The sequence below is a fragment of the Kitasatospora saccharophila genome (assembly GCF_039529925.1).
Classification (GTDB): domain Bacteria; phylum Actinomycetota; class Actinomycetes; order Streptomycetales; family Streptomycetaceae; genus Kitasatospora; species Kitasatospora saccharophila.
Genome location: NZ_BAAANS010000068.1, coordinates 1 through 26,021, shown reverse-complemented (window position 1 = coordinate 26,021; position 26,021 = coordinate 1). Strand labels below are relative to the sequence as shown.

General features: G+C 74.6%; 19 protein-coding genes. 4 read left to right on the top strand and 15 right to left on the bottom strand.

Features of this window, described 5'->3' with window-relative positions; all coding sequences use genetic code 11:
* Positions 1-137: 137 nt before the first annotated feature.
* Positions 138-1,958 carry a vWA domain-containing protein gene (locus tag ABD345_RS33770; protein ID WP_344557847.1) on the bottom strand — a complete coding sequence of 607 codons (1,821 nt, stop codon included), beginning with the start codon at positions 1,956-1,958 and terminating at the stop codon, positions 138-140.
* 28 nt (positions 1,959-1,986) lie between these two features.
* On the bottom strand, positions 1,987-3,051 hold the full coding sequence (locus ABD345_RS33765) for an ATP-binding protein (protein WP_344557843.1): 1,065 nt from the start codon (positions 3,049-3,051) through the stop codon (positions 1,987-1,989).
* A 262-nt stretch (positions 3,052-3,313) separates the two neighbouring features.
* Between ABD345_RS33765 and ABD345_RS33760 the strand changes: the two genes are divergently transcribed.
* On the top strand, positions 3,314-3,937 hold the full coding sequence (locus ABD345_RS33760) for a YceI family protein (protein ID WP_344557841.1): 624 nt from the start codon (positions 3,314-3,316) through the stop codon (positions 3,935-3,937).
* A gap of 147 nt (positions 3,938-4,084) precedes the next feature.
* Here ABD345_RS33760 and ABD345_RS33755 read toward each other — a convergent pair whose 3' ends face one another.
* Positions 4,085-5,050 carry a LysR family transcriptional regulator gene (locus ABD345_RS33755; protein ID WP_344557839.1) on the bottom strand — a complete coding sequence of 322 codons (966 nt, stop codon included), beginning with the start codon at positions 5,048-5,050 and terminating at the stop codon, positions 4,085-4,087.
* 110 nt (positions 5,051-5,160) lie between these two features.
* On the opposite strand from ABD345_RS33755, the gene ABD345_RS33750 reads away from it, so the two are divergent.
* Positions 5,161-6,393 carry an MFS transporter gene (locus ABD345_RS33750; RefSeq protein WP_344557837.1) on the top strand — a complete coding sequence of 411 codons (1,233 nt, stop codon included), beginning with the start codon at positions 5,161-5,163 and terminating at the stop codon, positions 6,391-6,393.
* A 7-nt stretch (positions 6,394-6,400) separates the two neighbouring features.
* Here ABD345_RS33750 and ABD345_RS33745 read toward each other — a convergent pair whose 3' ends face one another.
* Entirely contained in the window at positions 6,401-6,934 is a 534-nt protein-coding gene (locus tag ABD345_RS33745) for a GNAT family N-acetyltransferase (RefSeq protein ID WP_344557835.1), read from the bottom strand.
* Positions 6,935-7,283: 349 nt separating this feature from the next.
* Between ABD345_RS33745 and ABD345_RS33740 the strand changes: the two genes are divergently transcribed.
* Positions 7,284-8,108, top strand: a complete 825-nt coding sequence (locus ABD345_RS33740) for a TetR/AcrR family transcriptional regulator (protein WP_344557834.1) — start codon at positions 7,284-7,286, stop codon at positions 8,106-8,108.
* Positions 8,109-8,168: 60 nt separating this feature from the next.
* Here the strand turns inward: ABD345_RS33740 and ABD345_RS33735 are convergent, their stop codons facing one another.
* The 9 genes from ABD345_RS33735 to ABD345_RS33695 all read right to left on the bottom strand — a co-directional run bounded on the left by ABD345_RS33735 (position 8,169) and on the right by ABD345_RS33695 (position 20,154).
* Positions 8,169-9,164 (bottom strand): hypothetical protein, encoded by a 996-nt coding sequence (locus ABD345_RS33735; RefSeq protein WP_344557833.1) that lies wholly within the window; start codon positions 9,162-9,164, stop codon positions 8,169-8,171.
* Between the two features lie 116 nt (positions 9,165-9,280).
* Positions 9,281-11,458: a DUF6571 family protein gene (locus ABD345_RS33730; protein WP_344557831.1), complete on the bottom strand. Its 2,178-nt coding sequence runs from the start codon at positions 11,456-11,458 to the stop codon at positions 9,281-9,283.
* Positions 11,459-11,461: 3 nt separating this feature from the next.
* Complete coding sequence (locus ABD345_RS33725) at positions 11,462-11,755, bottom strand: hypothetical protein (protein WP_344557829.1); 294 nt, start codon at positions 11,753-11,755, stop codon at positions 11,462-11,464.
* 722 nt (positions 11,756-12,477) lie between these two features.
* The gene (locus ABD345_RS33720; RefSeq protein ID WP_344557827.1) at positions 12,478-12,885 is read right to left on the bottom strand and encodes a hypothetical protein; all 408 of its coding nucleotides are present in this window, start codon (positions 12,883-12,885) and stop codon (positions 12,478-12,480) included.
* A 344-nt stretch (positions 12,886-13,229) separates the two neighbouring features.
* Positions 13,230-14,135: a hypothetical protein gene (locus tag ABD345_RS33715; protein ID WP_344557826.1), complete on the bottom strand. Its 906-nt coding sequence runs from the start codon at positions 14,133-14,135 to the stop codon at positions 13,230-13,232.
* Positions 14,136-14,191: 56 nt separating this feature from the next.
* Positions 14,192-15,493, bottom strand: coding sequence for a GNAT family N-acetyltransferase (locus ABD345_RS33710; protein WP_344557825.1), 1,302 nt, complete (start codon positions 15,491-15,493; stop codon positions 14,192-14,194).
* A gap of 139 nt (positions 15,494-15,632) precedes the next feature.
* Complete coding sequence (locus ABD345_RS33705; protein WP_344557824.1) at positions 15,633-17,021, bottom strand: C40 family peptidase; 1,389 nt, start codon at positions 17,019-17,021, stop codon at positions 15,633-15,635.
* 307 nt (positions 17,022-17,328) lie between these two features.
* Positions 17,329-18,360, bottom strand: coding sequence for a hypothetical protein (locus tag ABD345_RS33700; protein ID WP_344557823.1), 1,032 nt, complete (start codon positions 18,358-18,360; stop codon positions 17,329-17,331).
* 72 nt (positions 18,361-18,432) lie between these two features.
* The gene (locus tag ABD345_RS33695) at positions 18,433-20,154 is read right to left on the bottom strand and encodes a threonine/serine exporter family protein (protein WP_344557822.1); all 1,722 of its coding nucleotides are present in this window, start codon (positions 20,152-20,154) and stop codon (positions 18,433-18,435) included.
* 171 nt (positions 20,155-20,325) lie between these two features.
* Between ABD345_RS33695 and ABD345_RS33690 the strand changes: the two genes are divergently transcribed.
* On the top strand, positions 20,326-21,279 hold the full coding sequence (locus ABD345_RS33690) for a cation diffusion facilitator family transporter (RefSeq protein ID WP_344557821.1): 954 nt from the start codon (positions 20,326-20,328) through the stop codon (positions 21,277-21,279).
* Between the two features lie 27 nt (positions 21,280-21,306).
* Here ABD345_RS33690 and ABD345_RS33685 read toward each other — a convergent pair whose 3' ends face one another.
* Positions 21,307-23,661, bottom strand: a complete 2,355-nt coding sequence (locus ABD345_RS33685; RefSeq protein WP_344557819.1) for a hypothetical protein — start codon at positions 23,659-23,661, stop codon at positions 21,307-21,309.
* Positions 23,658-25,496, bottom strand: coding sequence for an ATP-binding protein (locus ABD345_RS33680; protein ID WP_344557817.1), 1,839 nt, complete (start codon positions 25,494-25,496; stop codon positions 23,658-23,660). Before ABD345_RS33680 ends, ABD345_RS33685 begins: the two co-directional genes overlap by 4 nt.
* Positions 25,497-26,021 lie beyond the last annotated feature (525 nt).

Below are 26,021 nucleotides of genomic sequence, written 5' to 3'. Positions count from 1 at the left end.
CGGGTCTGCGGGAGGTTCACTGCCGCCCAGCGCGTCGGCTTCTGGTTCTGTCCACGACACGCAGCAGCACGAACCTCCGATGGGCTCCGGCCGCCAGCAGCACGGACTCGCCGTTCCCCGAGCCCCTGGCGGTGCTCTCAGCTGAGGTGGAAGACCGGCCCGCGCGGCGTGAACGGCAGGGTCGCGCCGCGCGGGACGAGGTAGGCGTGTTCGCGGCGGGGGACGCGCAGGACGTCGCAGGCGGCGTCGGTGATGATCAGCAGGGGTGCGGTGGCGGGGAAGTCGGGGGCGCGGGCGAGCAGGTCGATGCCGGGTTGCAGGACGGTGCCGCCGCGGCCGTGGACGCGGACCCGGCCGGCGAGTTCGGCGACCGGCAGGTAGCCCGCGTCGTGGGGTGCGCTGTCGCAGAAGACGACCCGGGCGGCGGGGACGTCGCGGGCGGCTGCGTAGGAGGCGATCGCGCCGAGCGCCTTGCCGAGCAGGGTGCGGTCCATCGTGCCGGAGGTGTCGAGGAGGACGCCGAAGGTGCAGCGCGGGGTCTCCTCGTACGGGTGGTGGCGTCCGGCGCGCGGGATGTCGGGGCTGGCGGACTGGCGGCGGGAGGGGCGGGCGTAGGAGCGCAGCGGTTCGGGGCGGGGGACGTGCTCGTCGAACCAGCGGGCGAGCCGGGCGTCCCAGGGCAGGGGCGGGTGGGCGAGGGCGCGGATCTCCTCGACGAGTCCGGCGGGCAGCAGGCCGCGGTCGCGGACGTGCAGGTCGAAGCCCTGCTGCAGGCCGCGCCGGTAGAAGTCGTCGAGGTCGACGTAGCCGCGGGAGCCGTCGCGGGGCAGCGGTTCGCCGAGGACGTCGCCGAGGCCCTTGCCGCGCAGGGTGGCGAGGCGGCGCAGCCGGCGCTGGTCGCGGGCGATCCGGTCGTAGACCTCTTCGGCGGAGAGGCCCTTCAACTCCGGGTCGTGGAGCAGTCCTTCGGGCATCTCGCCGACTTCCATCTCCAGCAGCCAGCCGTTGACGACGTAGTCGGCGGCGACGTTGAAGAGGTAGGGGTCGCGGCCGCCGGTGCGGTCGCCGTGGCGGAGGGCGGCGTGCAGCATCTCGTGGGCGAGGATGAAGCGCCACTCCCCGTCGGTGTGGCGGCGCAGCGGGTTGAGGTAGATCTCGCCGGCTTCGGCGTTGACGGCGGCGATCGAGATGCCGTGGGCGCGGGCGAGTTCGGCGTCGGCGACCAGGGTGAGTCCGGCGGCGAGGCCGCCGAGCAGGGGGTAGCTGGAGACGAACCAGCCGAGGGCGCGTTCCCAGGGGCGCTGCGGGAGGCGGGCGCCGTCGAGGGTCTCGCGGCGGCCGGCGGCGACGTCCATGGCGGCGGAGACGGTGCGGGTGAGGGCGTGGGCGAAGGCGAGCGTCCAGTCCTCCGGGTCCTGCAGGTCGGCCCAGGCGGTGAGGTGCTGGTCGGGCCGGTCGCCGCCGGTGCCGCAGGCCCGGTACTCGGCGGGGACGCCGTCGCGGCGCCAGCGGGCGGCGAGTTCCTCCTCGTCGCCGCCGGGCCAGCTGCCGGGCAGGTCGTCGGGGGCGCGGCCGATCGGGAAGGTGTGCAGGAAGCGGTTGACGACGGCGCAGCGGGCGGCGAGGTCGGCGGCGTCGGGCTGGGAACGGCGTCCGCGGGCGGCGGGCAGGTGGCCGAAGCCGAGGTGGAGCAGGGCGTGGGCGAGGGCCCAGGCCCACTCCTCGGGTTCGGCGCGGCGACGGCGGTTGTGGTGCAGGGTGCCGTGCGAGTCGGCGACGACCCAGCCGGTGGCGGGGTGCAGCGGGCAGTGCTCCTCGTCCCGGACGCACAGCCCGGCGGGGACGGCGTCGAGCGCGGGGTTGCCGTGGACCTTCGCCAGTCCGGCGGCGAACGCGGCCTTGACCGGGTCGGGCTTCGCGCCCTTCTCCGGCTTGGCGGCGGGGCGGGGGCCGCTCATCGGCGGACCCCGGCGGGGCGGGGGGAGTTCACCGGCGGGCCTCGACCAGGCGGGGCAGGTCGCGGGCGGCTTCGATCAGGAACCAGGACGGCAGCACGGGGTTGCCGTCGGAGCCGTCGGCGATCACGGTCTGGGCGACCTCGACGGAGATCTCGGCGAGTTGCACCAGCAGCGACTTGGCGCGGTAGGCGTGCTGGCGGACGGTCGGCGAGGCGTGTTCCTTGCGGGCGGGCAGTTCCTTGACCAGTCGGCCGCGGAAGGAGTCGGCGAGGTAGTAGAGCAGGTCGCGGTCCTCGACGCGGTGCGGCCAGGAGGCGTCGCCCTTCATGATCGCGTCCAGCCCGTACGCGTTGCGGACGATCTTGGCGTAGCCGCAGAAGGCGACGGCGTGGGCCGGGGTGAGCAGGCCGTGGGCGATCACCTTGAGGGTGTCCTCGTCGATGCCGGGGCCGAAGGAGTGCAGCGCGTCGGAGAGCATGTGCCAGGCGCGCGGGGTGGAGAAGGGTTCCTCGGTCTTCGGCGGGGCGGACCACAGGTGGTCGGGCCGGTCGGTGAGGTGGTCGGTGATCCACGGGTGGACGCCGTGTCCGGCGGCCCAGCGGAGCCAGTCGTCGGCGCTGGCCCGCAGGTGGACGTGGATCAGCCGGTTGAGCAGCGCGGACGGCATCGGGCGGGCGAGCGCGCCGTCGGTGGCGCGGTTGCCGGCGCCGATCACGATGGAGCCGGGCGGCAGTTCGTAGCTGCCGATCCGGCGGTCCAGGATCAGCGAGTAGAAGGCTTTCTGGACGTCGGGGGTGGCGGCGTTCAGCTCGTCCAGGAACAGGCAGTAGGGCTGGTCGCGGGCGATGGTCTCGGGCGGGCAGAACCGGGAGCGGCCCTCGGGGGTGAGCTGCGGGACGCCGATCAGGTCCTCGGGGGCGAGCTGGGTGCCGAGCAGCGAGACGCACTCCAGGCCGAGCGACTCGGCGAACTGGTTGACCAGCGAGGACTTGCCGATGCCGGGCGCGCCCCAGAGGAACACCGGCCGCACGGTGGCGAGGCCGAGCAGCAGCTCGGGGACCTGGGACGGCGACACGGTGACGGCAGACTGCACGGCTCTCCCAAGGCGGGTGGGGTTCGGGGGGGTCCGGCGGCCAGTGTGGACGGCGGGGCGGGCGGGCGCACCCGGTTTTCCGGGCGGGCGGCGCGTCCTTGTCCACAGGCTGGGGACAACGCTGTGCGTGGCGCCCCCCGAGAATTTTGGACAACTTTCAACTTCATGGTTGAAAGTTGAACCAGATCGGCGTACGGTGAACCACGTGAACAAGTTGAAGCCTCAACAAACGGCTTCGACCCCCGTCCCGAGGAGAGAAGTCATGGGCATCTTCAACCGCAGCAAGAACACCGCCGCCACCGTCGCCGCCCCGGCCGCTGCCGTCGCCACCGCGCAGGGCCCGGACCTGGCCCACCTGACCGGCGACTACACCATCGACGCCGCGCACTCCAAGATCGGCTTCGCGGTCCGGCACGCGATGGTCACCAACGTCCGCGGCGAGTTCGCCGAGTACGAGGGCAAGCTGCACCTGGACGGGACGGACCCGGCCGCGTCCACCGCCGAACTGGTGATCAAGGTCGCCTCGATCAGCACCGGCCAGGCCCAGCGCGACGAGCACCTGCGCACCGGCGACTTCTTCGACGCCGCCGCGCACCCGGAGATCACCTTCAAGTCGACCAGCGCCGAGCGGGTCGACGGCGACACCTACCGCCTGCACGGCGACCTGACCATCAAGGGCACCACCCGCCCGGTCGCCCTGGACCTGGAGTTCACCGGCGCGGCCACCGACGTGTACGGCGCCAACCGGGTCGGCTTCGAGGGCGGCACCAGCGTCGACCGCACCGCCTGGGGCCTGACCTACAACGCCGCGCTGGAGACCGGCGGCGTGCTGATCGGCGAGAAGGTCAAGCTGACCCTCGACGTCTCCGCCGTGCGAGCCTCCTGAGCCCGCCTGTCCCGGCCGCCGCGCGGCCTCCCCGGTACCGCCCCCGCCGTCCCCCTCGGCGGGGGCGCCGCCGTCTCCGGACGCCCTTCGACGGCTCCGGGGCCCTCGAACGCGCTCGACCGGACGCCCCCGGCCCCGCTCGGGAACTCAGCCGGGCAGTAGCGCCGCGTCCGCGTCCGGCAGCCAACTGCCCGGCGGGCGGCGCAACCAGCCCTCGGCGGCGGCGAGTTCGGCCGCGCAGGCGCGCAGCGCGGCCAGCCCCGGGTGCCGCACGCCCGGCCGGTGCACCAGGCCGACCAGGCTGAGCGGCACCGGGTCGACCAGCGGGCGGACCACCGCGCCCGGGAACTCCTGCGCCCCGGCACTGGTCAGCACCGGGTCGCCGTGCCGGGCCAGGTGGCGGGCGAACTCGGCGGCGCCGACCGGCGGGGTGCGCGCGGGCGCGGCCTGCGCCCCGCACCCGGCCAGCAGCCGCAGGCCCAGGTCGGTCCACTCGGCGGTGGCGGGCTGCCCGGCGAACACGTCCACCCGGTGCCCGGCCAGCGCGGCCAGCGGGACGGCGGGTCGCGCGGCCAGCGGGTGGTCCGGCGGCAGGAAGACCGCCATCGGCTCCAGCCGGACCGGCAGGTGCACCAACCGGGCCCGGTCCGCGGCGGGCAGTCCGGCGTACCGGCCGAACGAGGCGTCCAGCCGGTGTGCGGCCAACTCCCGTGCGGCGGCGGTGAGTCCGCCGCAGTAGCGGGCCAGCAACTCGGCCTCCGGGCAGCGCCGGCGGGCGGCGGCGAGCACCCGTTCGGCGGCGTGCTCGGGCCCCCAGTCCTGGCTGTTGAGGTCGACCAGCAGGGCCCGGTTCTCGCCGAGCGCGGTGATCTCGGCCTGGAGTTCCAGCAGTTGGCGCGCCTTGGGGAGCAGCGCGGCCCCCGCCTCGGTCAACTCGACGCTGCGGGTGGTGCGGTGCAGCAGCACGCAGCCCAACTCCCGTTCCAGCGCCTGGACGTCACGGCTGACGGCCTGCTGCGCCAGGTGCAGGCGTTCGGCGGCCCGGCCGAAGTGCAGGGTCTCGGCGACGGTGGCGAAGCTGCGCAGCAGGCGGGGGTGGACGTCTCGGGGCACGCCCGAAAGATTAACAACGCAGAGCGGTCAATGCGGCGGATCGGGTGTTGGACGCCCCGCACCCCCGCCCCCGAGGCTGGAGGCGTCCCCCACCACCCTGGAGCCCCTCCTTGTCGCTGCCGCTCACCCGCTACCGCCCGGTGTTCGCCGCCCCCGGCACGCTGGCCTTCACCCTCGCCGGACTGCTCGGCCGGCTCGCCCTGGCGATGCACGGCGTCTGCGTCGTGGTGCTGATCGCCGACCGGCGCGGCTCGTACGCGCTGGCCGGGGCGGTCTCCGCGGCCGGGGTGCTGGCGGGCGCGGCGCTGCTGCCGCTGCTGGGACGGCTGGTGGACCGGCTCGGGCAGGCCCGGGTGGCGGTGCCCGCCGTGCTGGCCACCGCGCTGCCGACGGCGGCGCTGCTGCTGTGCGTGCACTCCGGCGCGCCCGCCTGGACGCTGTTCCTGTGCTGGGCGCTGTCCGGCAGCAGCCCGGACCTGGGCGGCATGGCCCGGGCCCGCTGGGCGCACCTGCACGGCGCGGACCCGGCCGTGCTGCACCGGGCCAACTCGCTGGAGCAGGCGCTGGACGAACTGTGCTTCATGGCCGGCCCGGTGCTCGGCATGGTCCTGTGCACCTCCGTCGCCCCCGAGGCCGGACTGCTCGCCGCCTGGGCGCTGGGCACCGCCGGCACCCTGCTGTTCGCCGCCCAGCGCGCCACCGAACCGCCGCCGGCCGCGCGCCCGGCATCGGCCCCGCGCCTCCCATTTGGCGTCCAACCACCCTCCCGGCCAAGGGCGTTGCTCCGGACGCCGGGCCTGCCACCGCTGCTCGCGGTGTTCCTGTCCGCCGGGGTGCTGTTCGGCTCACTGGAGGTGACCACGCTCGCGTACACCGACGCGCTGGGCCGGCAGTCGGCGGGCGGCGGACTGCTGGCCCTGGTGGCGGCCGGGTCCTGCGTGTCGGGGCTGGTGTTCGGCACGCTCCGGCCGCGCCGCCCGGTGGCGGTGCGGCTGGCGCTGGGCACCGGCGCGATGACCGCACTGATGCTGCTGCCGCTGGCGGCGGGCCTGTCCGGGGCGGGCGTGCCGCTGCTGGGGGCGGCCCTGCTGGCAGCCGGTTCGGGCACCGCGCCGACCATGATCAGCGGCATGACGCTGGCCCAACGCCTGCTGCCCGCCCACCGGTTGACCGAGGGGATGGCGCTGGCGGTCTCGGCGATCCTGGTCGGCATCTCCACCGGCGCGACCCTGGGCGGCGCGCTCGCCCAGCACGCCGCGCCCGGCACCGGCTACCTGCTGCCCGGCTGCGCCGCCGCACTGGCCCTGCTCGCGGCCACCACCCTTGCCCGAAAGCTCAAGTGACGGTGCGTCAGTTCCACCCGTACGCGTACTGCGGCAGCTGCGTCCCGCCCGGGAAGTGCGCGGTGCCGCGGCCGAGCCGGTGGGCGCCGTGCCGCTCGTAGAAGGCGATCGCCCGCCGGTTGGCGGCCAGCACCTCCAGCCGGACGGGCGCGCCCGGGAAGCGTTCCAGGGCGGCGCGCAGCAGGTGGGTGCCGATCCCGGCGCCGGTGCGGCCGGGGCGGACGTGCAACTGCTCCAGCCGGACTTCGCCGCCGTCCGGCACCAGGTAGGCGAAGCCGTCGACGCCGGCGCCGTCCCGCTCGGCCAGCAGCAGGACGGGGGTGTCGGCGGGCGTCCCGTAGTCGGCGTCCAGTCGCAGCGCCCAGAGGAGTTCCTGCTCGGGCCCCTCCGCGTCCAGCACCCCGGCCGGGACCAGCCCGGCGTACGCGGAGCGGCGGCTCGCGAGGTACAGCCGGGCGACGTCGGCGGCGTCCGCGGCGGTGCCCTCGCGCAGGGCGGGCGGGGGCGGGGGCGGGGGCGGAGTGCGGTCGGGGGCGGCCATCCGGCCAGCCTCGCACACCGCGTCCCGACCGCCCCGCCCCGCGGGCCCGCCGGAGCTTCGACGGGCCTTTCCAGCGGCCGGGGTTGAGCGTGCCCGAACCGGTGCCCTACAGTCGTTCCCACAGGATTCTGAACGCGTTCGAAATCCTGCCGCCGGCCACCGGAAGGGCGCCGTCCGCCGTGCCCGACACGCCGGACGGACGGTCGGCGTACCCGCACGACCGACCCCGTGCCGGGGCGCCGGGCACGTCGGCGGGCTTCCGATTCGCCCACCCGATCCGGAGTTGTCCCGGTCCGGCTAGGCTCGGACGGGTAGACGACCGCGACGGAAGCGAATCAGGCGGGGCGAGGTGTCAGGTAACGGCCAGCAGCGGACTCGGCAGCACCCGGTGGGCACGGGCGGCGCGAAGGACGCGGGCGACAGCGCGGAGCAGGCCCCCGGCCTGCCCACCTCCGGCGAACTGGCGGGCGGCCGGGCCCAGCCGAAGACCGACAAGAGCGAGGCCACCCGCGCACTGATCCTGGAGACCGCGATGCGGCTGTTCCAGGAGCGCGGCTACGAGAAGACCACCATGCGGGCGATCGCCTCCGAGGCGGGCGTCTCGGTCGGCAGCGCCTACTACTACTTCTCGGCGAAGGAGTTCCTGATCCAGGGCTTCTACGACCAGATGACCTACGAGCACGCCGCCGACGCCAAGGCCCGGATGGCGCACACCCGCGACTTCGCCGAGCGCCTCCAGATCGCGATCGGCTCCTGGATCGACACCGCCGCCCCGTACCACGAGTTCTCCGCCCAGTTCTTCCGCACCGCCGCCGACCCGACCAGCTCGCTCAGCCCGTTCTCCAACGAGTCCCACCCCGCCCGGGCCACCGCCGTCGAACTCTTCCGCGACGTGCTCCAGGGCTCCGAACTGGCCCCCAAACTGGACGCCGAACTGGTCGAGTTGCTGCCCGACGTGCTCTGGCTGCACCTGATGGTCGTCGTCCTGTACTGGGTCTTCGACCGCACGCCCGACACCGAACGCACCCGCGAGTTCGTCAGGCGCTCCACCCCCCTGGTGGCCCGCCTGATCAACCTCTCCCGCTACCGGGTCTTCCGCCCGCTGGTCCGCGACGCCAAGGGCCTGATCCAGGACTTCGTGCTGCCCAGCATCGGCAAGACCATCGTCAAGTGACGCCCTCCCGGGCCCGGGGCCCGGGATTCCCGCCCGCCCCCGCCGGAGGGCGGCGGGCCGTCAGGGCAGCTCCGGCGCCGAACAGCCGTGGCGCTCGGCGGAGTGCCGGGCGAACGCGGCGAGGGCGTCCCGCGCCGGGGCGTCCACCGGTCCGAGGCGGTTCCCCAGGTACACGACCGTGCCGCCGGGGCACTTCGCGGTCGCCCAACTGAAGCTCCCGTCGGTCCCCGGTCCGGTCGACCCCCGCTCCAGGCCGATGCCCTCCCTGGCCTGATCGGTGAAGGGAGGGTAGTAGGCGGACAGCCTCAGGCCGACCGTCCCGGAACCGTCGGGCGTCAGGACGGCACAGTCCTCGATCGGTGCGACGCCGTCGGCCGGGCTCTCCCGCACCGGCCCGGCGACCCCGGCGCAGGTGCCGTCCGCCTTCCCCGACCGGACGGTCGCGATGTCCGCCCGGCCCGGCACCTGCTCGATCCTCCCGCCGAGCCGGGCGCCGCAGCCCCAGATGTCGTTGGCCCGCTGCGCGAACCGGGCACCGATCCGGCCCAGCCGGGCCCGCTGCCCGCCCGAGGCGAAATCGTCCTTCGGGCCGTCGCGGTCCTTCGTCGGGTCGGCGGTCAGGCTGACGATCAACTGCCGGTCGGCCTCCTTGCCGGTGCAGGACAGGGCCAGCACCAGGTCGGCCCGGTCGTCGTCGCCGGCCGACAGCACTCCCGCCCACCCGGCGCCCACCGGCACCACCGGCACGCCCTCGGACCGGACCGCGTGGGTGCGCCGGAGCCTGAACATGGCGCCGTACGCCCCCGACCCGCCCCAGTCGACGGTGACCGAGAGCGACCCGGACCGGTCCGGTGCCGTCAGCACGCAGTTGGCGAGCCCTCCGCCCGAAGGGATCTCGTAGCCGCTCAACCGCCCTGCACCGTCGAGCAGTTCCCGTACTTCGGTGGTGTCCACCGTTCCCCCGCACAGCCCGTGCAGCGAACGTCCGTCCTGCCAGCGGTCGTACCCGCCGCCGAAGTACCACCCGGTCGGCGCCCCCACCACGAGCAGGACCACCCCGAGCCACACCCACCGCCGCCGGTTCCGCCGGGCCGGCCGGTGGGGTGGGGGGCCGGGCGGAACCGGCGGGACGGCGGGCACCGGCGGGACCGGCGCGCTGTACTGGTCCGGCGTCATGAGTGACCCCTCAGTGCTTCGATGGCGGAGGTGTAAGCAGTGCCGCGGGTGTTCTCGGCCTCGCGCTGCAGCACGTTGACGTACGAGCTGTCCTCGTCGTCACCACGCTGCTCGGCCCACTCGCCGATCTGGAACTTGAGCTGGCCCTTCGCTTCCAAGTCCCGCTGGCCCACCTCGGCCAACGCCTTGTTGTCGGTCGCTTCCTTGCTGTCGTTCACCACCGAGGTCAGCCAGGCGTCCGTCAGCGGGTCGATGACGTCCTTGGCCGGCCCGGCCGGAATGTCGGCCACCGCCGCGACGCTCTGCACCACCTTGGCGTTCCACTCGACGGCGTCGTTGTCGTCGTCGCGCTCGTCGTACCGGACGTCGTCCCGGATCGCGTCGTACACCGACAGGGCGGCGGCACTCTGCTGGATCTGGTCACGCTGCTGGGTCTCGCTCGCACCCGGCGGGATGTCCCGCAGCACCTCCGACACCTTGCGGGTCTCCGCGGTGTGCAGCACGGCGTACGCGTCGGGGTCCTCCGACGCGCCGCGCATCACCCGGATCAGGGTGCCCTGGTTGACCGCGATGTGCGCGGAGCCGTCCGGCGTGGTGTACACGGACCCGTCCGTCGCGCCGCCGGGCTGCCGGTCGTCGACGCCGCCGAACGCCGCGTGGGTGTCGTCCACGTAGTCCGCGAGCACGTTGGCGATCGGGCCTTGGAGGCCGTTGGGCAACTCCTCGTCGCCGGCATCGGGATCGAGCGCCGTCAGGGCCGCCTGGGCCACCCGGGCCTGGGCCTCGGTGTGCCGGCGGTCACCGTCGGCCTGGCCGGCCGGGTCGCCGGTGGCGGCCGCTTCGAGGGCGGGACCGAGCGGCCCGGAGGACGCGTGGAACATCCCGTCCCCCACGTCGAGGGGCCACTTGCGGACCTCTAGGAGGTACTTGAGATGGTCGTTGGCACCGCCCGGGCCGGGGTCGAGGAAGGCGGTCGCCGCGTCCGGGTTGTGGCCGAGGGCGGCGGAGAATCCCGCCATCGGGTCGGCACTGGTGCCGTCCTCGGCGAGGTAGTCCCAGTTCGCGGAACCGTGGAGACCCCGCGAGTACCAGTCGGTGGCGTGCTCGCCCCCGCTCCGCTCCTGGTCCACCAGTGCGGTGCCGAAGTCGTCGAGGAAACCGCTGTCGTAGTCGCCGGTGCGCATCAGGCTGCCCATCAGCTGGAACCCCATCGGCTGGTAGCCGCTGCCCGCGATCCGTTCGGGGCCGATGCCGATCATTTCCTTCTTCCAGGCGTCCATCGCCTGGCTGTGGCTGTGGCTGGCCGTACCGAGGGTCTCGCCCAGGGACGCCTGGAGCTTCTTCATCGTCTCCGCCCGCTCGGGCGGCTGGCCGCCGAGCCGGGGGCCGAACGGGTCGCCGTACTGCGCGGGGTCGTTGACGCTCCGCCAGAACTCCATCGTGCCGCGCGCGCCCAGGCCGGTGGCGAACCCCTCCGCGAACGCCGGGTCACCCTGGTGGGCCTCCAACAGGACGTTCAGTCTGGCGAGTTCGGCCGGTGACAGCTTCCCTCCCTTGCGGGCCAGGTCGAGCGCCTCCCTGAGGTCGCGTTCGGCGGACCCGGCCTGGTCGAGGTCGTTGAACCCGTCGGCGTTGAAACCGTGGTCCTCCGCCCCGTTCGGGTCCTGCGCGAGCGCCCAGGCGGTGGCCTGGTCGGCCTGGGTGGCCTGCGCCAGCACGGTGTTGATCCTCGTCTCCATCAGCACGACGGCCTGCTGGCGGCCCAGTTGGCGCTCCACCCAGCCCTCCGCCTGCTGCGCCCCTTCCGGTTCGGACTGCACGTCGACGACCTCACCGGTGGACGTGATCCGCAACTGCTCGGCGGGGGCCTCCTCCTCGACCAGTTGCCGCAGCCGGTTCTGCGCGTCGCGGAACTCGCTCTCCGCGTCGTTCAGCAGCGCGGCGAGGTCCGCCGCCTCCTCGGCCGCGGCGTTCAGCTGCTCGGCGACCCGACGCACCCGGATCTGCGCCTGGGCGGCGGTGCTGCCCTCCCAGCCGGCCATCATCGGGTTCACCACCTGCTGCATCCACTGGTCGTGCAGCCCGAGGTAGCGGTTGCGCAGCGCGCCCCACGCATCGGCCGCCGCATTCACCCGGTCGAGCTTGGCCTCCGTCACGGCCTCGAAGGTGAGCACCCGTCACCACCCGCCGTGCGCGGCGGCGATGTGGTTCTGCGCGGCGGTGTCGGCGGCGGTGTAGTTGTCGGCAGTGCGCTTCAACCGGTCGGCGACATCGGCGATCAGGTTGCCGAGGGTGCTCTCCTGGTCCCCCCAGCGGATCGAACGATCCCGCAGGGCCGGGCCGCTGAGCCAGCCCGACAGCGTCACGTACGCGTCGGTGACTTCCCCGTCGACGGTCGAACCGGCCGTACGGAAGGACGTCCCGATCTCCTGCGCGGACGCGGCCCAGGAACGCATCTCGTCCGGGGACACCCTGAGTGTGCCCGACGGAAGATCCGGTGCCCGCGTGCCGCCGGTTCCGGTCCCGACCGCACGAATGGATTCGCCCATGTTTCCCCCCATGTTCGTTACCCTGAGTCGCCGTGCTGATCTCCCCCGTGACGACCCGGTCAGCACTTTACCAACTTCTGCCCAAGAGTCGATAGTGAGCGAACGAGCGGGAACCCGGCCCCCCTCAAGGCGAATCGGCCCGCCGGAAGATCGCCCACGCCCGCACCACCGGCAAGCCGGTCCCGTCCGTCCGACCGCCCCGGCGGCGGTGGGCTCCTAGCCCTTCGGCGGGTCGGTCGGCGGCTTCGGATTCCCGCTCGGCGGTGGGGGGTTGCGCGGACCGGGCGGCGGCGGGGGTGCTCCGCCCATCCCCTTGTTGCCCGATCCCGACGGCTCTTTCTGCGGCATCTGCTGCTCCTTCCCCTCGGTCGGGTCACCCGGATCCCCCGGATCCGGCAGGGTCCGCAACTCCTCCCGGCGGGCGGCGGCCGTACGAGTCGGCCCCCGCGAACCTCCGCCGCGCGCACCGTGCCAGCCCCCGGAACGCTCCGGCGGAATGCGGTCACTCACAGTCGTACCCCCCACGTGCGTGCCCCGCCCCGGTCGGACGCGGCAATTCGACCGGGACCAGCCCAGCAGCAACCCGGCCCGAAATCCCGGGTTCCCCGCTTTCGGCGACGCCCCGGACCCGGCCGACGTCCGCATCAGGCCACGTTCTCGTTCCGGTCCGACGGAGCAGCGGCCCCGTACGCGGTCCAGAGCGGCATGACGCGCGGAGTGACGGCCGGGCGGGGGGCCGGGCGGACGGCGACCCGGGTGGCGGGGCCGTGGACGAGCGGGAGTCTGGGCATGATCGTGCGCCGCAGCGCGTGCAGGGAGAGCGGGTGCCGGAACCGGGAGCAGACCGGAAGGGTGTTCGGTGGTCGGACGGGTGTCGGTGCGGCAGCGGGGGTGGCGCTCGCCCGGTGGCGACCCTTGCGGATCTCAACCCCCGTACGGTGGCGGCCGGTTGGTGCTTCTCCCGCGCCGGAGAGGTACCAGGCGAGGGCGAAGACCAGGAAGAGCGCGGCGATGGCGATGCAGGGCGCGACCCAGGCGCTAAGGTGGAACACGTCGAAGTCCCTTGATTGGGTGTTTGGGAAGGGGCGCTTCGACCTCGCCCCGGGGGTGTTCGCTGCACCCACCGGGGCATTTCTCTGCTCTGTCGAGAGCGACCCGTTTGACCCGAACGCTAGGCACCAGCAAGGGAACTGTCGATCCGTCAGATTCGAACGGCGACGCCCGCCCCGGATTCGCGTTCACCCCTCCGGGCGGCCACAGCTCGACCCGTTCCCCCAGCTCACGGCCGGTACGCAAGAGTTGCGCCGGGGGTGCGCCAACTACGCGCCACGGCAAGAGTGTTCGGCACGCCCAGGGGTGAATCACGCCACCGTGCGATTGACGCCCGGCGGGCCGCTCAACTCCAGCCACCCCGCCGGTGATTGTCGTGCTCGGCGGCCCGCAGCAAGGCGGCCCGCAGCACGGCGGCCCCGGCCGCGTCCGGGTCGACCGCCGGGAGGGTGAACAGGCCGGGTGCGGCGGCCAGATGGCGTGCGGGGTCGTCGTCCCAGCGCCGCACCGTCCAGCCCGGCCAGCGGGTCGGGACGGCTTCCGGCTCGGGGAGGTTGGTGAGCGTCCACCAGCCGAGGGTGCGGCGTTCCGGATCGAGGTGCAGGCCCGCGTCGGCGGCGACCTCGCAGTGGCTGAAGTCGGTTGCCCTGGCCAGGCGTTGCAGTAGTGCGGGGCCCTCGGCGACGGGGTGGGGACCGAGGTCGGCGAGCAGGTGACAGCGGTGGCGCCCGACCGTCACCACGACGACGGCCGGCTCCTCCGCCGCGACCTCCTGCCACTCGGTGAGCAGGGCCAGCGGCACCGGACCCGCGTCCCGGTCGCGGACGGCCTCCGGGTCGAGGCCGAGGTACCGGCGCAGGTCGGCGTTGCCGTCGTGGCACCAGCGCAACTCCCATCCGGGCCAGGCTTCCCGGAGCAGTCCGAAGGTGGCCGCGCGCAGCCGGGGATCGGTGCTCGGGCCCTCCCAGGCGAAGAACAGCAGGACCCGGCGCGGCTGGTCGACCAGCACCGCGCCCTGGCAGAACACGTCGTCCAGCCAGTACGGCCCGGACCCGTCCGACCCGTCCGACCCGTCGGAGCCGGAGCCGCCGGACCCGCACCCGCCGGGCCCGAGCCCCCGGATCCGCTCGGCGGTGCGGGCCGGGCCGGCCAGCAGCGCGAGGTCGAGCCCGACGGCGCCGTACTTGTCCACGTACGGCCCGTGCACGGCGCCGGCCCCGTCCAGCAGGACGTAGTTCGCACGGTCTCCCATGCCCGCCAGTCTGTCCCGAACCGCGTCCCGGGGACCAACCGGATTGCCGGGGCCGGTCAGAAGCCGTCCGGGTTCCAGGGGGCGCGGGCGGTGTGCAGCAGGGTGTCGGCCCGGACGGCCGCGCCCGGGGTCAGTTCGGTGAGCAGGGCGGCGTCGGCGAGGGCCGCCGCACTGCCGCCGCCCAGGTAGAGGGCGCTGAGCCGGGAGACGTCGAGCGCGAGGTCGGCCGGGTCGTCGGTGGGGGTGATCCGGCCGGTGCCGTCGGGGGCGGCCTCCAGGGCCCAGCGCCCGGCCGTCCAGCCGGCCCGGTCGGTGACGTCCAGCACCAGGCGGCCGGGGGCCTGGTAGCGGCGGGCGGCGAACGCGGCGGGCAGGTCGAGCAGCCGCAGCCAGGTGAAGTCGGCGTTCTCCTCGTGCGGCTTGGCCCCGCGCGGGTCGTTGAGCAGCTGCGGGAGCACGTCGCCGGTGCCGAGGTGCGGGGCGACGACCTGGCGCACCCAGTCGACGGAGAAGGCGAACGTCCAGAGCGCGTTGGCGGTCTCCCGGTCGAGCGCGATGAAGTCCCGGACGGTGAGCGGGCAGTCGGGGTAGGCGCCGTCCCACTTGTCGTCGACGGTGTAGTTGATCATGCCGGTGAGGGTGCCGTCGGCGGTGCGGTGGAAGGCGGTGTAGCCCTGCTTCCAGTCGAAGCCGGGCAGGTCGACCTCGCCGGCCCGCAGCCGCCACCAGCCCTCGAACCGGCCGATCGCGCCGGGCTGGGTGGGCCGCCAGCGCTCGTGCAGCTCGGGGCCGTGCTTGCGGAACTCCTCCAGGGTGGCGAAGTCGATCCGGTGCCCCTCGTGCACGGGCAGCCCGGCCCGGAGGCCGCCCGACCGCAGCACGTCGACCCGCCAGCCGGCCAGCGGGACGGCCGAACCGAAGCCGAACCGGCCGTAGATGTTGTGCTCGGCGGCGATCAGGATCGCGGCGGCGGCGCCGCGCTCGCGGGCGGCGGTCAGATCGTGCCGCATCATGCCGGTGAGCAGGCCGCGCCGCCGGTGGGTGGCGCTGACCGTGACGGCGGTGATCGCGTCGACCGGCAGCAGTGCCCCGCCGGGCACCGTGAGCCCGGTGTCGAAGCTGCGGAAGGTCGCCACGCAGCGCGGCCGCCCGTCCGCCGCCCCCGCCGGGCCGTCGTGGTCGAAGGCGCCCAGCATCCGCCCCGGCTCGAAGAGCAGCTCCCGCCACTCCGTCGCCGGGGCGACGTGCGGGCGCATGAACCCGAGCGCGAGCGCCCGGTCCCAGTCGGCCAGTTCCTCGTGGGTGATCGGCCGGATCTCGATGCCCCGGTGGGGGCCCTGCTGCGCGTCGTTGCCCATCGGGCCACCGTACGACGGCCCCTGAACCCCGGCATCCGGTTTTCCGCCGGGCCGGAGCCGGTGGCCCCGCTCGGCGCACCGACTCCGCGGCTACCCCCGCCCCCAGTGGGACGTTGAGGGAACCGCCGGGGCCGATCCGTCACGGCCGGGCGTAGAAGTCCGGGCGGCCCATGATCCAGAGGCTGGCCTGCTTGATGGCCGTGCCGGGGCGGGGAGCCTCGATCATCTGGTCGTCGCCGAGGTAGATGGCGACGTGGTAGATGTCCGCGGCGCGGCCGGTCTTGGTCCAGAAGACCAGGTCGCCGGGGCGGAGTTGGGCGTAGCCGACCGGGGTGGACTCGGCGTACTGGTCGGCGGCGAAGTGGGTGAGCTGCTTGCCGCCGCGGCGCCAGGCCATCATGGTCAGGCCGGAGCAGTCGTAGCCCTGCGGGCCCTCGCCGCCCCAGATGTAGGGCAGTCCGATGACGGAGCGGGCGAAGGCGAGCGCCGCTTCGGAGCCGCCGGCCGACCAGGCGCTCTCGCGCTGCGGGGCGGCGTGGTGCCGGGCGCTCTCGGCGGCGGCGGCGGCCGCCGCTTCGGCCTCGGCCTGGGCGCGGCGGGCGGCCTCCTCGGCCTCGCGGGCGGCGATGGCGTCGAGGGCCTCCTGCCGCTGCCGTTCGAGTTCGACGGTGGTGTTGCGGGCGGTGGCGAGTTCGGCGAGCAGCTTCTCCCGGCGGGTGGCGGTCGCGGCGACCCGGGCCTGCTGCTCGGTGACCCGCTGCTGGGCCTGCTCCTTGGCGGTGCGGACCGTCCCGGCGGCGGTGCGGGCGGCGGCCTCGGCGGTGCGGGCCTCGGCGGCGGCCCGGGCGGCGGCCTTCGCGGTGGCGGTGGCGTCGTCGAGGATCTGCCGGGTCTGGGCACCGGCGATGCCGATGGCGGCGGCCCGGCCGGACAGCGAGGCGGTGCCGTGCGAGTCCAACAGGGCGTTGATGGCCGAGAGTTGGGGCGAGGCGCCCTGCCGGTAGATCTCGGCGAGCAGCCCGGCGGCCCGGTCGGCGGCCTCGGCCCGGGCGGTCTCGGCGGTGGCCGAGCGGGCGGCGGCGGCCTTGGCGGCGGCCTCGGCGCGGGAGAGCCGGACGAGGGCGCCGTTGTACGCCTCGACGGCCTGTTCGGCGGCCTGCCCGGCGCGTTCCAGTTCGTCCCGGGCGGCGGCCAGTGCGGTTTCGACGGCCCCGGCGTCGGCGGCCTTGGCGTCGGCGTCGGCGTGCGCCCGGGCGACGTCGTCCGCGGAGGGGTAGTCGGGCTGCGGCGGGTCGTCGGCGGGCCGGGCGACAGCGGGCCGGGCGGCGGCGTACCCGGGGACGTTCGCGACCGCGCCCACGGCCGGGGCGTCCACGGCCGGCGCCCCCGCGACCGGGGCACCCACCGCAGGGGCGCCCACCGCCGGAGCGCTCGCGGCGGGCAGCAGGGAGAGCAGGGCGGCGGCGGCGAGCAGGAGTCCGGGGAAGGTGGGGAGGGCGGGGAAGCTGGGGAGGAGCCTGCGCGGCATGACGGGTCCCCTCTCGGCGGGTGGCGACGGTTCCTGACGGATGGTCAAATGTCCCGTGACGTGACGGATCGGTCACGCACCGCAAGATTCCCAGACCGGACGGTGACCCGGCGCGATCGCCATGCGGCCGCGCGGGTGAGATGTCGGATTGTCTGAGCGGGCATATGCGCCGGGCGGGCGGGACGTCCACGAACCCTACCGGCCGAGCGACGCGCCGCCGCCGGTTTCAACACCCCTTCAACAGCCGCCCCACCCGCCCCCCGAGGACCCGCTCTCCCCCACCGACCCACCGACCGACCGGTCCCGCTCAGCGCACCCGGCCCGAGGGCCGCCCCGGCCCGGTCGCGGTGGTCCGCGGCCGCCCGGCCCGGACGGTGCGGCGGCGGCGCTGGGCCCGGGCCCGCCGGGCCGGGTCCCCGTGCGCGCCTCCCGCGTCCCCCGCGCCGCCCGGCCCGGCCCCGAGCGCACCGGCCCCGGCGCCGTACCCGGGCCCGTACCCGCCCGCCGCCCCGTACGGGCCCCGCCGCGGGCGGCGGTGGGCGAGTGCCCGGGCGGCCATCCGCTCGGCCACCGCCTGCGCCTTCGGGTGCCCGGCCGGGACCTTGTCGGGCGCCCCGGCGATCAGGTCGAACAGCCAGGTGCGGGCCCGGTCCGTCCGCGCGTGCAGCCGCCGTTCGCGCCGGGTCGCGCGCGCCATGCGCCGGGGGCGTCCGGTGTAGCGCCAGCGCGCCCACGGGCTGCCGGGGCGGGCCAGCCGGATCGCGCCGATCCAGGACAGGCCGGGCACCATGATGCCGAGCAGCCCCGTCCAGACCTTGCCCTTGAGCAGGGCGACCAGGCAGACCAGCGCGTTGACCCCGATCACCGCGACCAGCCCCCAGCGGGTGTCCTGCCCGGGGACGACGCCGAGCGGCACGTAGCCGGTGAGCAGCAGCGCGGTCAGCAGGATGCCGAGGATCACCGCGTCCACCGACTTGCGGCCCTGTTCGCTCCAGTACACGTCGTCCAGGTGCAGGATCAGCGCGAACTCGTCCAGCACCAGCCCGCAGCCGATGCCGAAGGACAGGCCGAACCAGTCGATCCAGGGGTGCCCGCCGTCGGTGGCGAAGGTGCCGATGCCGCCGAGCAGCAGGAAGCCGAGGCCGAACACCATGTGGTGGATGTGCAGCCCGCCGGGGGTGATGTTGCCCGGCCACCAGCGGACCTGGGCGCGGATCATCCGGGTGCTGAACCGGATGAACGCGAACGAGGTGATGAACCCGACCAGCAGCAGGAACAGCGGCTGCTTGTGGGCGTCCACGATGTGGTGGCGGTAGCCGTCCAGCAGTGCACTGGTCATCTGGTGGTGCCTCTATCTCATGGGGTGGCGCGGGTTGCTCGGGAACCGCGGGTGCTCGGGAACCGCGGGCGGTCAGAAGCCGCGGGTGCGCTTGGCCGCCCGGCGCGGGATCAGCGCGTGCGGGGTGTCGCGGTCGCTGGCGCCGGGGTTCTTCAGGAAGAGCCGGGCCACCTCGCCGCCGAGGTTGACGCCGATGGCCAGCGCCAGTGCCAGCGCCACCGCCCGGGAGGCGGAGACCAGCCCGGACGCGGCGTGGCCCTGGGCGAAGGCCAGCATGCCGAGGTACAGCGCCGAACCGGGCATCAGCGGCCCGATCGCCGCGGTCACGTACGGCAGCGCGGAGGCCGCCCGGTAGCGGGCCAGCAGCTGCCCGAACAGGCCGACCAGGCCCGCCGCGAGGCCGGTGGCGACGATCGGCGAGATGCCCGCGTTGTTGGTCAGCACGCCGTAGGTGGACCAGCCGATCGCGGCGTTTATCACCACCATCGGCAGCGAGCGCCGGTCGGTCTGCAGCAGCATCGCGAAGGCCAGCGCCAGCACCATCGCGGCGACCAGCTGGATCGGCGGGCTGGTGGTGCCGCCCAGGCTCTCGTCCGGCCGCAGCCGGGCGTTGTAGTTGACGCCGACGTACAGCACCAGCATCACGCCGATGATGATGCCTGCGATCAGGTACATCACCTCCAGCAGCCGGGCCGCGGCGGTGATGTAGAAGCCGGTCAGGCCGTCCTGGACGGCGGCGACCATGGCCCGGCCGGGCAGCAGCGCGAACAGCCCACCGGTGATCACCACCGAGCCGCGCAGGTGCAGTTCGTTGAAGGACAGCAGGATGCCGCAGAGCGCGGCGGGCATCGCGGCGATCACGAACTGGTAGAACTCGGGCAGCCCGCGGCGGGCGATCGCCGAGGCCAGCCGGTCGCCCACCACGGCGGTGGTGAAGGCGGAGACGAACACCAGCCAGGCCGTGGAGTCGATCCGCCCGCCGACCAGGAAGGACGCCGCCCCGGCCAGCAGTCCGGTGGCCGCCGACATCAGCCACACCGGGTACGGGTGCCGGTTGCGGCGGATCTCGGCGAGGCGCCGGTAGGCGTCGTTGACGGTGACCTGCTCGGCGGTGATGTCGGCGACCAGCTCGTACACGGCGGCCAGCCGGGTGTAGTCGGAGGTGCGGCGGCGCACCACCCGGTCCGCGGTGACCGGCGGGTCGATCAGCGAGGGCTGGTGCGAGATCGAGATCAGCGTGAAGGTGACCTGCGGTTCGCAGTGGTCGAGCCGGTACGCGTGGGCGATGCCGAGCATCGCGGCCTCCACGTCCTCGGCGGCCTCGCCGCTGGCCAGCAGCAGTTCGCCGATCCGCAGCGACAGGTCGAGCACCCGGGGCACGTTGCGCTGGGCCTGCGCGCCGGCCGCGGGGTGCAGTTCGCGGGGGGTGCGCTCGAACGCCGGGCGCTCGGCCATCGGCGTCCGCAGCAGGGTGCGCATCCGGTCCGGCCAGGGGGCGTCGCCGGGGGCGCCCTTGTGCAGTTCGGCCAGGTTGATGCCGCGGGACGGGGTGTAGCCGGCCGCGTTCCACTCCTCGGGCGTGAGGGTGTCCTGGGCCAGCGGATTGCGGCGGGCCCGGACGGACTCGGCGGCCTCGGGCACCGGGTGGCGGCCGAGCAGCCCCTCGGTCTGCACCGGCGCCGGCGCGTGCGGAACGCTGACGGTCCGTTCGATCGGCGGCGCGTCCGGTCCGAGCAGCCCCTCGGTGGGCGGCGCTTCCGGTGCCGGCACGCCCTCCGGCTCGCGATCGGACACTGCGCTTCCTCCACCACCCCGGCCGCCCGCCCGGTCGGGGCCGCCTCCTGGCCTCCACCTTGCCCGATCGGCGGCGCCGGTGCGAACAACCGGTGGCGCGGACTCCGGCACCCGGGCCGTCCGGCCGCCCCTCCTCCCGGAAACGCCCTAAATCAGACATACTGACCAGTCATGAGCGAGCAGCGGACGGCGGCCGAGGACTCCGGGCACGACGGCGGCGAGAGCGTCACCACCGTGATCGTCGCGGGCGCCTGCAACCTCGGCATCGCCCTCGCCAAGGCGGTCGCGGGCGCGGTCAGCGGCTCCAGCGCGATGCTCTCCGAGGCCGCGCACTCCTTCGCCGACACCGTCACCGAGGTGCTGCTCTTCCTCTCCCTCAAGCGCAGCACCCGCCCCGCCGACGCCGCGCACCCGCTCGGCTACGGGCGCGAACGCTACCTGTGGGCGCTGCTCGCCTCCTTCGCGACCTTCGTCGGCGGCGCGGTGTTCTCGGTGCACGACGGCATCCACACCCTGCGGCACGGCGAGGAACTGGGCAGCCCGACGCTGTCCTACCTGATCCTCGGCATCGCCTTCGTGCTGGAGTCGGTCTCGCTCTCCCGGACGGTCCGCCAACTGCGCGGCGAGACCCGCCGGCTCGCCGTCGGCGGCTACCGGTACCTGCGGCACACCTCCGACACCGCGGTGAAGGCCGTCTTCCTGGAGGACGCCGCCGCCCTGGTCGGCCTGCTGCTGGCCTTCGGCGGCCTGCTCGGCGCCCAACTGACCGGCGACGCCCTCTGGGACGGCCTGGCCTCGATCCTGATCGGCGCCCTGCTCGGCTGGGTCGCCTACGTGCTGGCCCGCGACAACGCCTCGCTGCTGATCGGCCGCTCCCTCCCCGAACGCTACGAGCGCACCATCACCGAGACCCTCGCCGCCCAGCCCCGGGTGGTCCGCGTCCTCGACCTGGTCACCAGCGTCCACGGCCCCGACGACGTCCTGGTCGCCGCCAAGGTCGACTTCGCCGACCTGGCCACCGCCGCCGAGGTCGAAACCGCCTGCGACCAGGCCGAACGCGCCATCCGCCGGGCCGTCCCCGCCGTCACCCGGGTCTACCTCGACCCCACCCCGCCCCGGCCCTGACCGGGCGGGGCGGTTGGCGGGGGGCGATCAGAGGCCGTAGTCGTCGACGATCTTCTGGTGGCGGGCGGTGTCGGCGCCCGCCGCCTCGGCGAGGGCGGGCCAGGCCAGCGGGTGGGCGAGGTGGGCGGTGAGCGAGGTGAGGAGGGCGTCGGCCTCGGCGGCGGTGGCGGTCGGCGGGACGCCGAGGGCCGCGTAGATGCCGGGGAGGCTGCCCTCGGGGTCGGCCGGGTCGTTGGTGCGGTACTGGTCGCCGCTGTAGACCCAGACCGCGTGCCCGGCGGCCCGGACGGCGTCGCGCAGGGCGTACCACTGCTCCGGTTCTGGGCAGGCGCCGTCGATCCAGTAGGTGGTGAAGCCCGCCGGGTCGAGCAGGGTGAGGAACGCGAAGACCGGCTGCCAGTCCTCGGCCTCCGCCGAGCCGGGCTCCGGACGGTCGCCCAGTACCGCCGGGGAGAACACCACGATGTCGCCGTGGTTGAGGTCGACGTCCTCGCCGAGCACTGGCAGCACCCGGGCGGTGGCCGGGCCGGTGCGGACGGCGGGCAGGTCGGTGGTGGTGCCGTTGGCCCGCGGGACGCGCAGTTGGATCAGCTGCCACTGCTCCTCGACGGGGCCGCTGTCGGTGTCGAACTCGATGCCGATCCGGGCGCCGGCGGCGCGGACGGCCGCCCAGTCCCGGTTGGCGGTGGCGGCGGTGACCAGGTGCCACAGGTCGGGTTCCTGGACGGTGCGGTGCGCGTCCTCCTCGCCCGCCTCGGCCGGGTCGAGGGCGTGCGCGAGCAGTTCCTCGTACAGCCGCTGGGCCTCGGCGTGGTCGCCGCGCCGGGTGGCGGCGGCCGCGGCCAGCCGGCGGGTGTTGAGCGCCTCGGGCGAGTGGACCAGGACGGCCGCGCACTGCTCGCCGACCTCCGCCCAGCGGCCCTGGGCGGAGGCCCAGCGGGCCCGCAGCCAGTGCGCGGCGGCCGGGTCGGCCGCGGCCAGTCGGGTGGCCAGCCGGTCGATGCCCTCACCGTCCTCGGCGTCGATCAGGAGCTGGCCGAGCATGCCGGTGAGGTACTCGTGGCCGGGGTCCAACTCCAGCTGGGCCCAGGCGAGTTCGGCCACCGCCCGGGTGTGGCCGAGGGCGCCCAGGGCGCCGGCCAGGTTGACCACCAGGACGGTGTCGGGCTGCTCACCGCGGGCCCGGGCGACGGCCAGCGCGGCGGACAGCAGTTCGGCGCCGGTCTCCGGGTCGGGGTGGTTCTCGGCCAGCCAGGACGTCAACTCATCGGCCGGAACCGGCAGTTCGGGGCGCGGTAGGGCCTCGGCGGCGGCCCGCAGCCCGGCCACCTGCTCGGCGACGCCCGCGGTGCGGCGGAGCTGTCCGAGCTTGCGCTCGCCGGTGCCGGCCAGCGTCAGGGCGACCTCGCGGGCGCCCCGGGCGAGCGCGAGCCGGCCGGCCCGCAACACCAGGTCGAGGCAGGGGCGGTGCGAACCGACAGCGTCCAACTCGCCAGCCCAGGAGGCGAGTCGGGCACCGAGTGCGGCGTCGTTGTCGAACTCACCGGCAGCGACCAGCAGTTCGACGGCGGCGGACCAGCGGTTGCGGATGTCGGGGGACCGGTCGGCCTCCTCGACGTCCGGCAGCAGCTCCAGCGCGCGGTCGGTGCGGCCGAGCGCGGCGAACTGCAGGGCCCGCCCGGCGGAGAGCTTGCGCCGGTCGTCGTCGTCCGGCCGGTTCCCGGCGGCGACGTAGGAGCGCTCGGCGGTGTCGTACGCGTCCAGCGCGTCCTGGTGGCGGCCGAGCCGGTGCAGCGCGGAGGCGCGGCTGTGCGCGAAGGACAGCGAGGTGCGCTCGCCCGCCGCCCGGATCCGGGTCTCGGCCCGGTCGAGGTAGGTGAGCGCGTCGGCGGGGCGGCCGTCGTCCTCCAGGGTGTCGGCGTACTCGCGGGAGAGGCAGTCGAAGCAGGCCCGGGCCGGTTCGACCCGCTGCAGCGCCTCCTCCAGCACGGCGAGCCGCTCCGGGACGTAGCCGGGGCCGTCGATGTTGGCGTGGCAGATGGTGAAGTCCTGGACGGCGCACACCGACTGCGGGCAGGAGGCGGTCTCCTCGCGGTGCGCGAACTCCAGCAGCGACGCCGCCTCGGACATCGCGGCCTCGCCCTGGTGCCGCTTGTTCAGCAGGTTCTGCAGCCGCCAGTGCCGCAGGAACACCTCCACCCAGGGCAGGCCCAGCGCCCGCGCGGAGGCCAGCGCCTCCGGGAACATCGCGTCGAGCTGCTCGTTGCGGCCCTCCACGGCGTGCCCGGCGATCTCGGCGAGCGCGTCGGCCAGCCGGTGCTGGCCGGTCTCGGCGAGCTGCCGGTGGGTGTCGTGCACCCAGGACCAGATGTCGGCGGTCATCGTTCCTCGTCCCCTCGCGGAAGGTCTGCTGCGGCGATGGTGTCGGGCACCGCCGACAGCCCGCCGGCCGGCACCGCGGCGGTGAGCGCGGCCACCGCGGTGGAGACCCCGGACAGCGCCGCCCCCAGGTCGCCGCCCGCGGAGCCGGAGGCCGCCGCCATGATCACCTTCAGCGAGCGCAGCAGCGCGGCGGCGGTGGCCGCCCCGGTGTGCCCGTCCCGGTACGCGGCCAGCAGGTCGCGGACGGCGGGCGAGGCCAGGTTCAGGTACAGCCGGGCCTTGACCGCGCCGTCGGTGCGGGCGGTGAACGCGCGCGCCAACCGCAGGGCGGCGGACGGGATCCGGGCGTCCGCCCGGTCGTCCTCGATCCGGGCCTTCAGCTCGGCCTCGCGGTCCGGCACCAGCACCAGCGGCAGCGCGGGCGGGTCGAACCTGGCGGGCACCAGCTGCTCGCCGTCCTCGGTCAGCGCGGCCGCCAGCCACGCCTGCTGCTCGGCGGGCAGCGGCACGTCCGGGGCCCGGAACAGCTCCTTGTTGCCGCTCTCGCTGCCGAGTTCGACGATCCGGCAGTCGCGCAGCCGGGCGTAGCGGCGCAGGAACGGCAGCACCGCGTACCGGTCGCCGCGGGCGATCGGCACCTGCATCGCCCGGTACAGCATCTCCTCGAAGCCGCCGCCGCTGCCCAGCGCCACGTGCACCGCGCCGGAGCCCGCGGCGCGCAGCGCGCCGGCGGTCAGCTCGCCCTGCGAGGTGGGGACGGGGACGTCGTCGGCGAGCAGCGTGAACAGCCGGTCGTCGCAGAGCGCCGCGCCCAGCAGGTCCTGCCCGTGCCGGGACAGGATCCGCCGCCAGGCCGCCGGGTGCAGCCGGGCGGTCTCGTACAGGCCGTCGACGATGGCGTCGGCGAGCGCCTGCTGGAGCGCCCGGTAGTGCTCGTCGCGCTGCAGGTCCTCGCGGCTGGCGGTGGGGGTGAGCCGGGTCGACTCGACCACGCCGCCGATGAAGCCGGCCCAGCTGGGCAGCAGGTCGCGGGCGTCGTCGGCGAGCAGCATCCCGCGCAGGTAGACCGCGAGGTCCCGGTTGTCGCTGGACCCGTACGTCCCGCCGTCCTGCACCCAGAGCAGGCCGACCGCGTCGGTGCGGCCCTCGACGGGCGCCACCGGGAAGGCCGTCAGCGGCTCGAAGCTGCGGGCGAAGGCGGAGGCGAACCGCATCCGGTGCTGGTGCACCGGGCCGGGCAGGTCCTTCCGCCAGGGCACCGCGACGTCGTTGACCGGCTGCTCGTCGTCGCCGACGTACACCGCGATCGGCAGCAGCACGCAGTACCGGGCCAGCACCTCGCGCAGCGCGAACTCGTCGGCCAGGTGGGCGTGTTCGGCCTTCAGCCGGAGCCGCACCACCGTCCCGGGGCCGGGCCGCGCCGGGGCGGGCCGCACGCTGTACTGCTCGCCGCCGCGGCTGCGGTAGGTGTGCGCGGCCAGCGGTTCGCGGTGCGAGGCGGTGGTGACGGTGACCTCCTCGGCCACCGAGAACGCCGAGAGGAAGCCGAGCCCGAAGGCGCCGATCAGGTCCTGGTTGCCGGTGAGGTCGCGCAGCATCCGGGTGTAGCCGGTGCCGACGGTCGCCAGGTACGCGTGGATCTCCGGCTCGGTCAGCCCCGCCCCGTTGTCCTCGATCGCCACCGTCCGCGCCGCCGGGTCGCCGGTGACCCGGACGAGCGGCCGGTAGGCCCCCTCCGGGTCCTCCAACTTCCGCCGGGTGTGCGAGTCGTGGGCGTTCTGCACCAGTTCGCGCAGTGCCACCAGCGGGGTGGAGTAGAGGTGCGTGGCGAGCACTCCCACCAGGCCGCCGAGGTCGACCTCCGTGGTGCGGAGATCCTCCGGGCTCCCGGACGCGGGGAATTCTGCGCCGCTTCCTTCGGGCCCGGGAGCGGGGGGAAGAGCATCAGGCATAAGCCCACAGTGTGCCAGTACGACAATCGGGGGACCACCGTTTTCGGATTTCCGGTTTCTGTCGACCCCCGGTCAACCTGATGCTGACGTGCGGAAATCGCCACGGACCCGCCCGGAGCGGTGAAATCCCTTGCCAGTACGGCATTCCATCGCTCACCGGCGGTTCCGGTGCTATTCCCCGGAGTGACACCTTCGAGCGAACCCGCGTGCCCGGACTGGAACCCGAACGGCCCAGTGGGCAATCCTGATCACGCGACGTCAGGAACCGGCGCGAACGGGGCGGCCACCCCGCAGCGCCACATTCGCACCAGTTAGAAGACATCTCATTTGGTGAGTCTGCGGGTGCAGATGATGGCTGCTGCGATGCTGGCGAAGGCGGCGAAGTGGTCGGCTTTGCGTTCGTAGCGG

Bases quoted from the DNA above. Each gene is read 5' to 3' on its own strand.
- ABD345_RS33685 (WP_344557819.1), bottom strand. From the start codon at position 23,661: ATGACCGCCGACATCTGGTCCTGGGTGCACGACACCCACCGGCAGCTC.
- ABD345_RS33770 (WP_344557847.1), bottom strand. From the start codon at position 1,958: ATGAGCGGCCCCCGCCCCGCCGCCAAGCCGGAGAAGGGCGCGAAGCCC.
- ABD345_RS33760 (WP_344557841.1), top strand. From the start codon at position 3,314: ATGGGCATCTTCAACCGCAGCAAGAACACCGCCGCCACCGTCGCCGCC.
- ABD345_RS33710 (WP_344557825.1), bottom strand. From the start codon at position 15,493: ATGGGCAACGACGCGCAGCAGGGCCCCCACCGGGGCATCGAGATCCGG.
- ABD345_RS33715 (WP_344557826.1), bottom strand. From the start codon at position 14,135: ATGGGAGACCGTGCGAACTACGTCCTGCTGGACGGGGCCGGCGCCGTG.
- ABD345_RS33700 (WP_344557823.1), bottom strand. From the start codon at position 18,360: ATGACCAGTGCACTGCTGGACGGCTACCGCCACCACATCGTGGACGCC.
- ABD345_RS33690 (WP_344557821.1), top strand. From the start codon at position 20,326: ATGAGCGAGCAGCGGACGGCGGCCGAGGACTCCGGGCACGACGGCGGC.
- ABD345_RS33705 (WP_344557824.1), bottom strand. From the start codon at position 17,021: ATGCCGCGCAGGCTCCTCCCCAGCTTCCCCGCCCTCCCCACCTTCCCC.
- ABD345_RS33745 (WP_344557835.1), bottom strand. From the start codon at position 6,934: ATGGCCGCCCCCGACCGCACTCCGCCCCCGCCCCCGCCCCCGCCCGCC.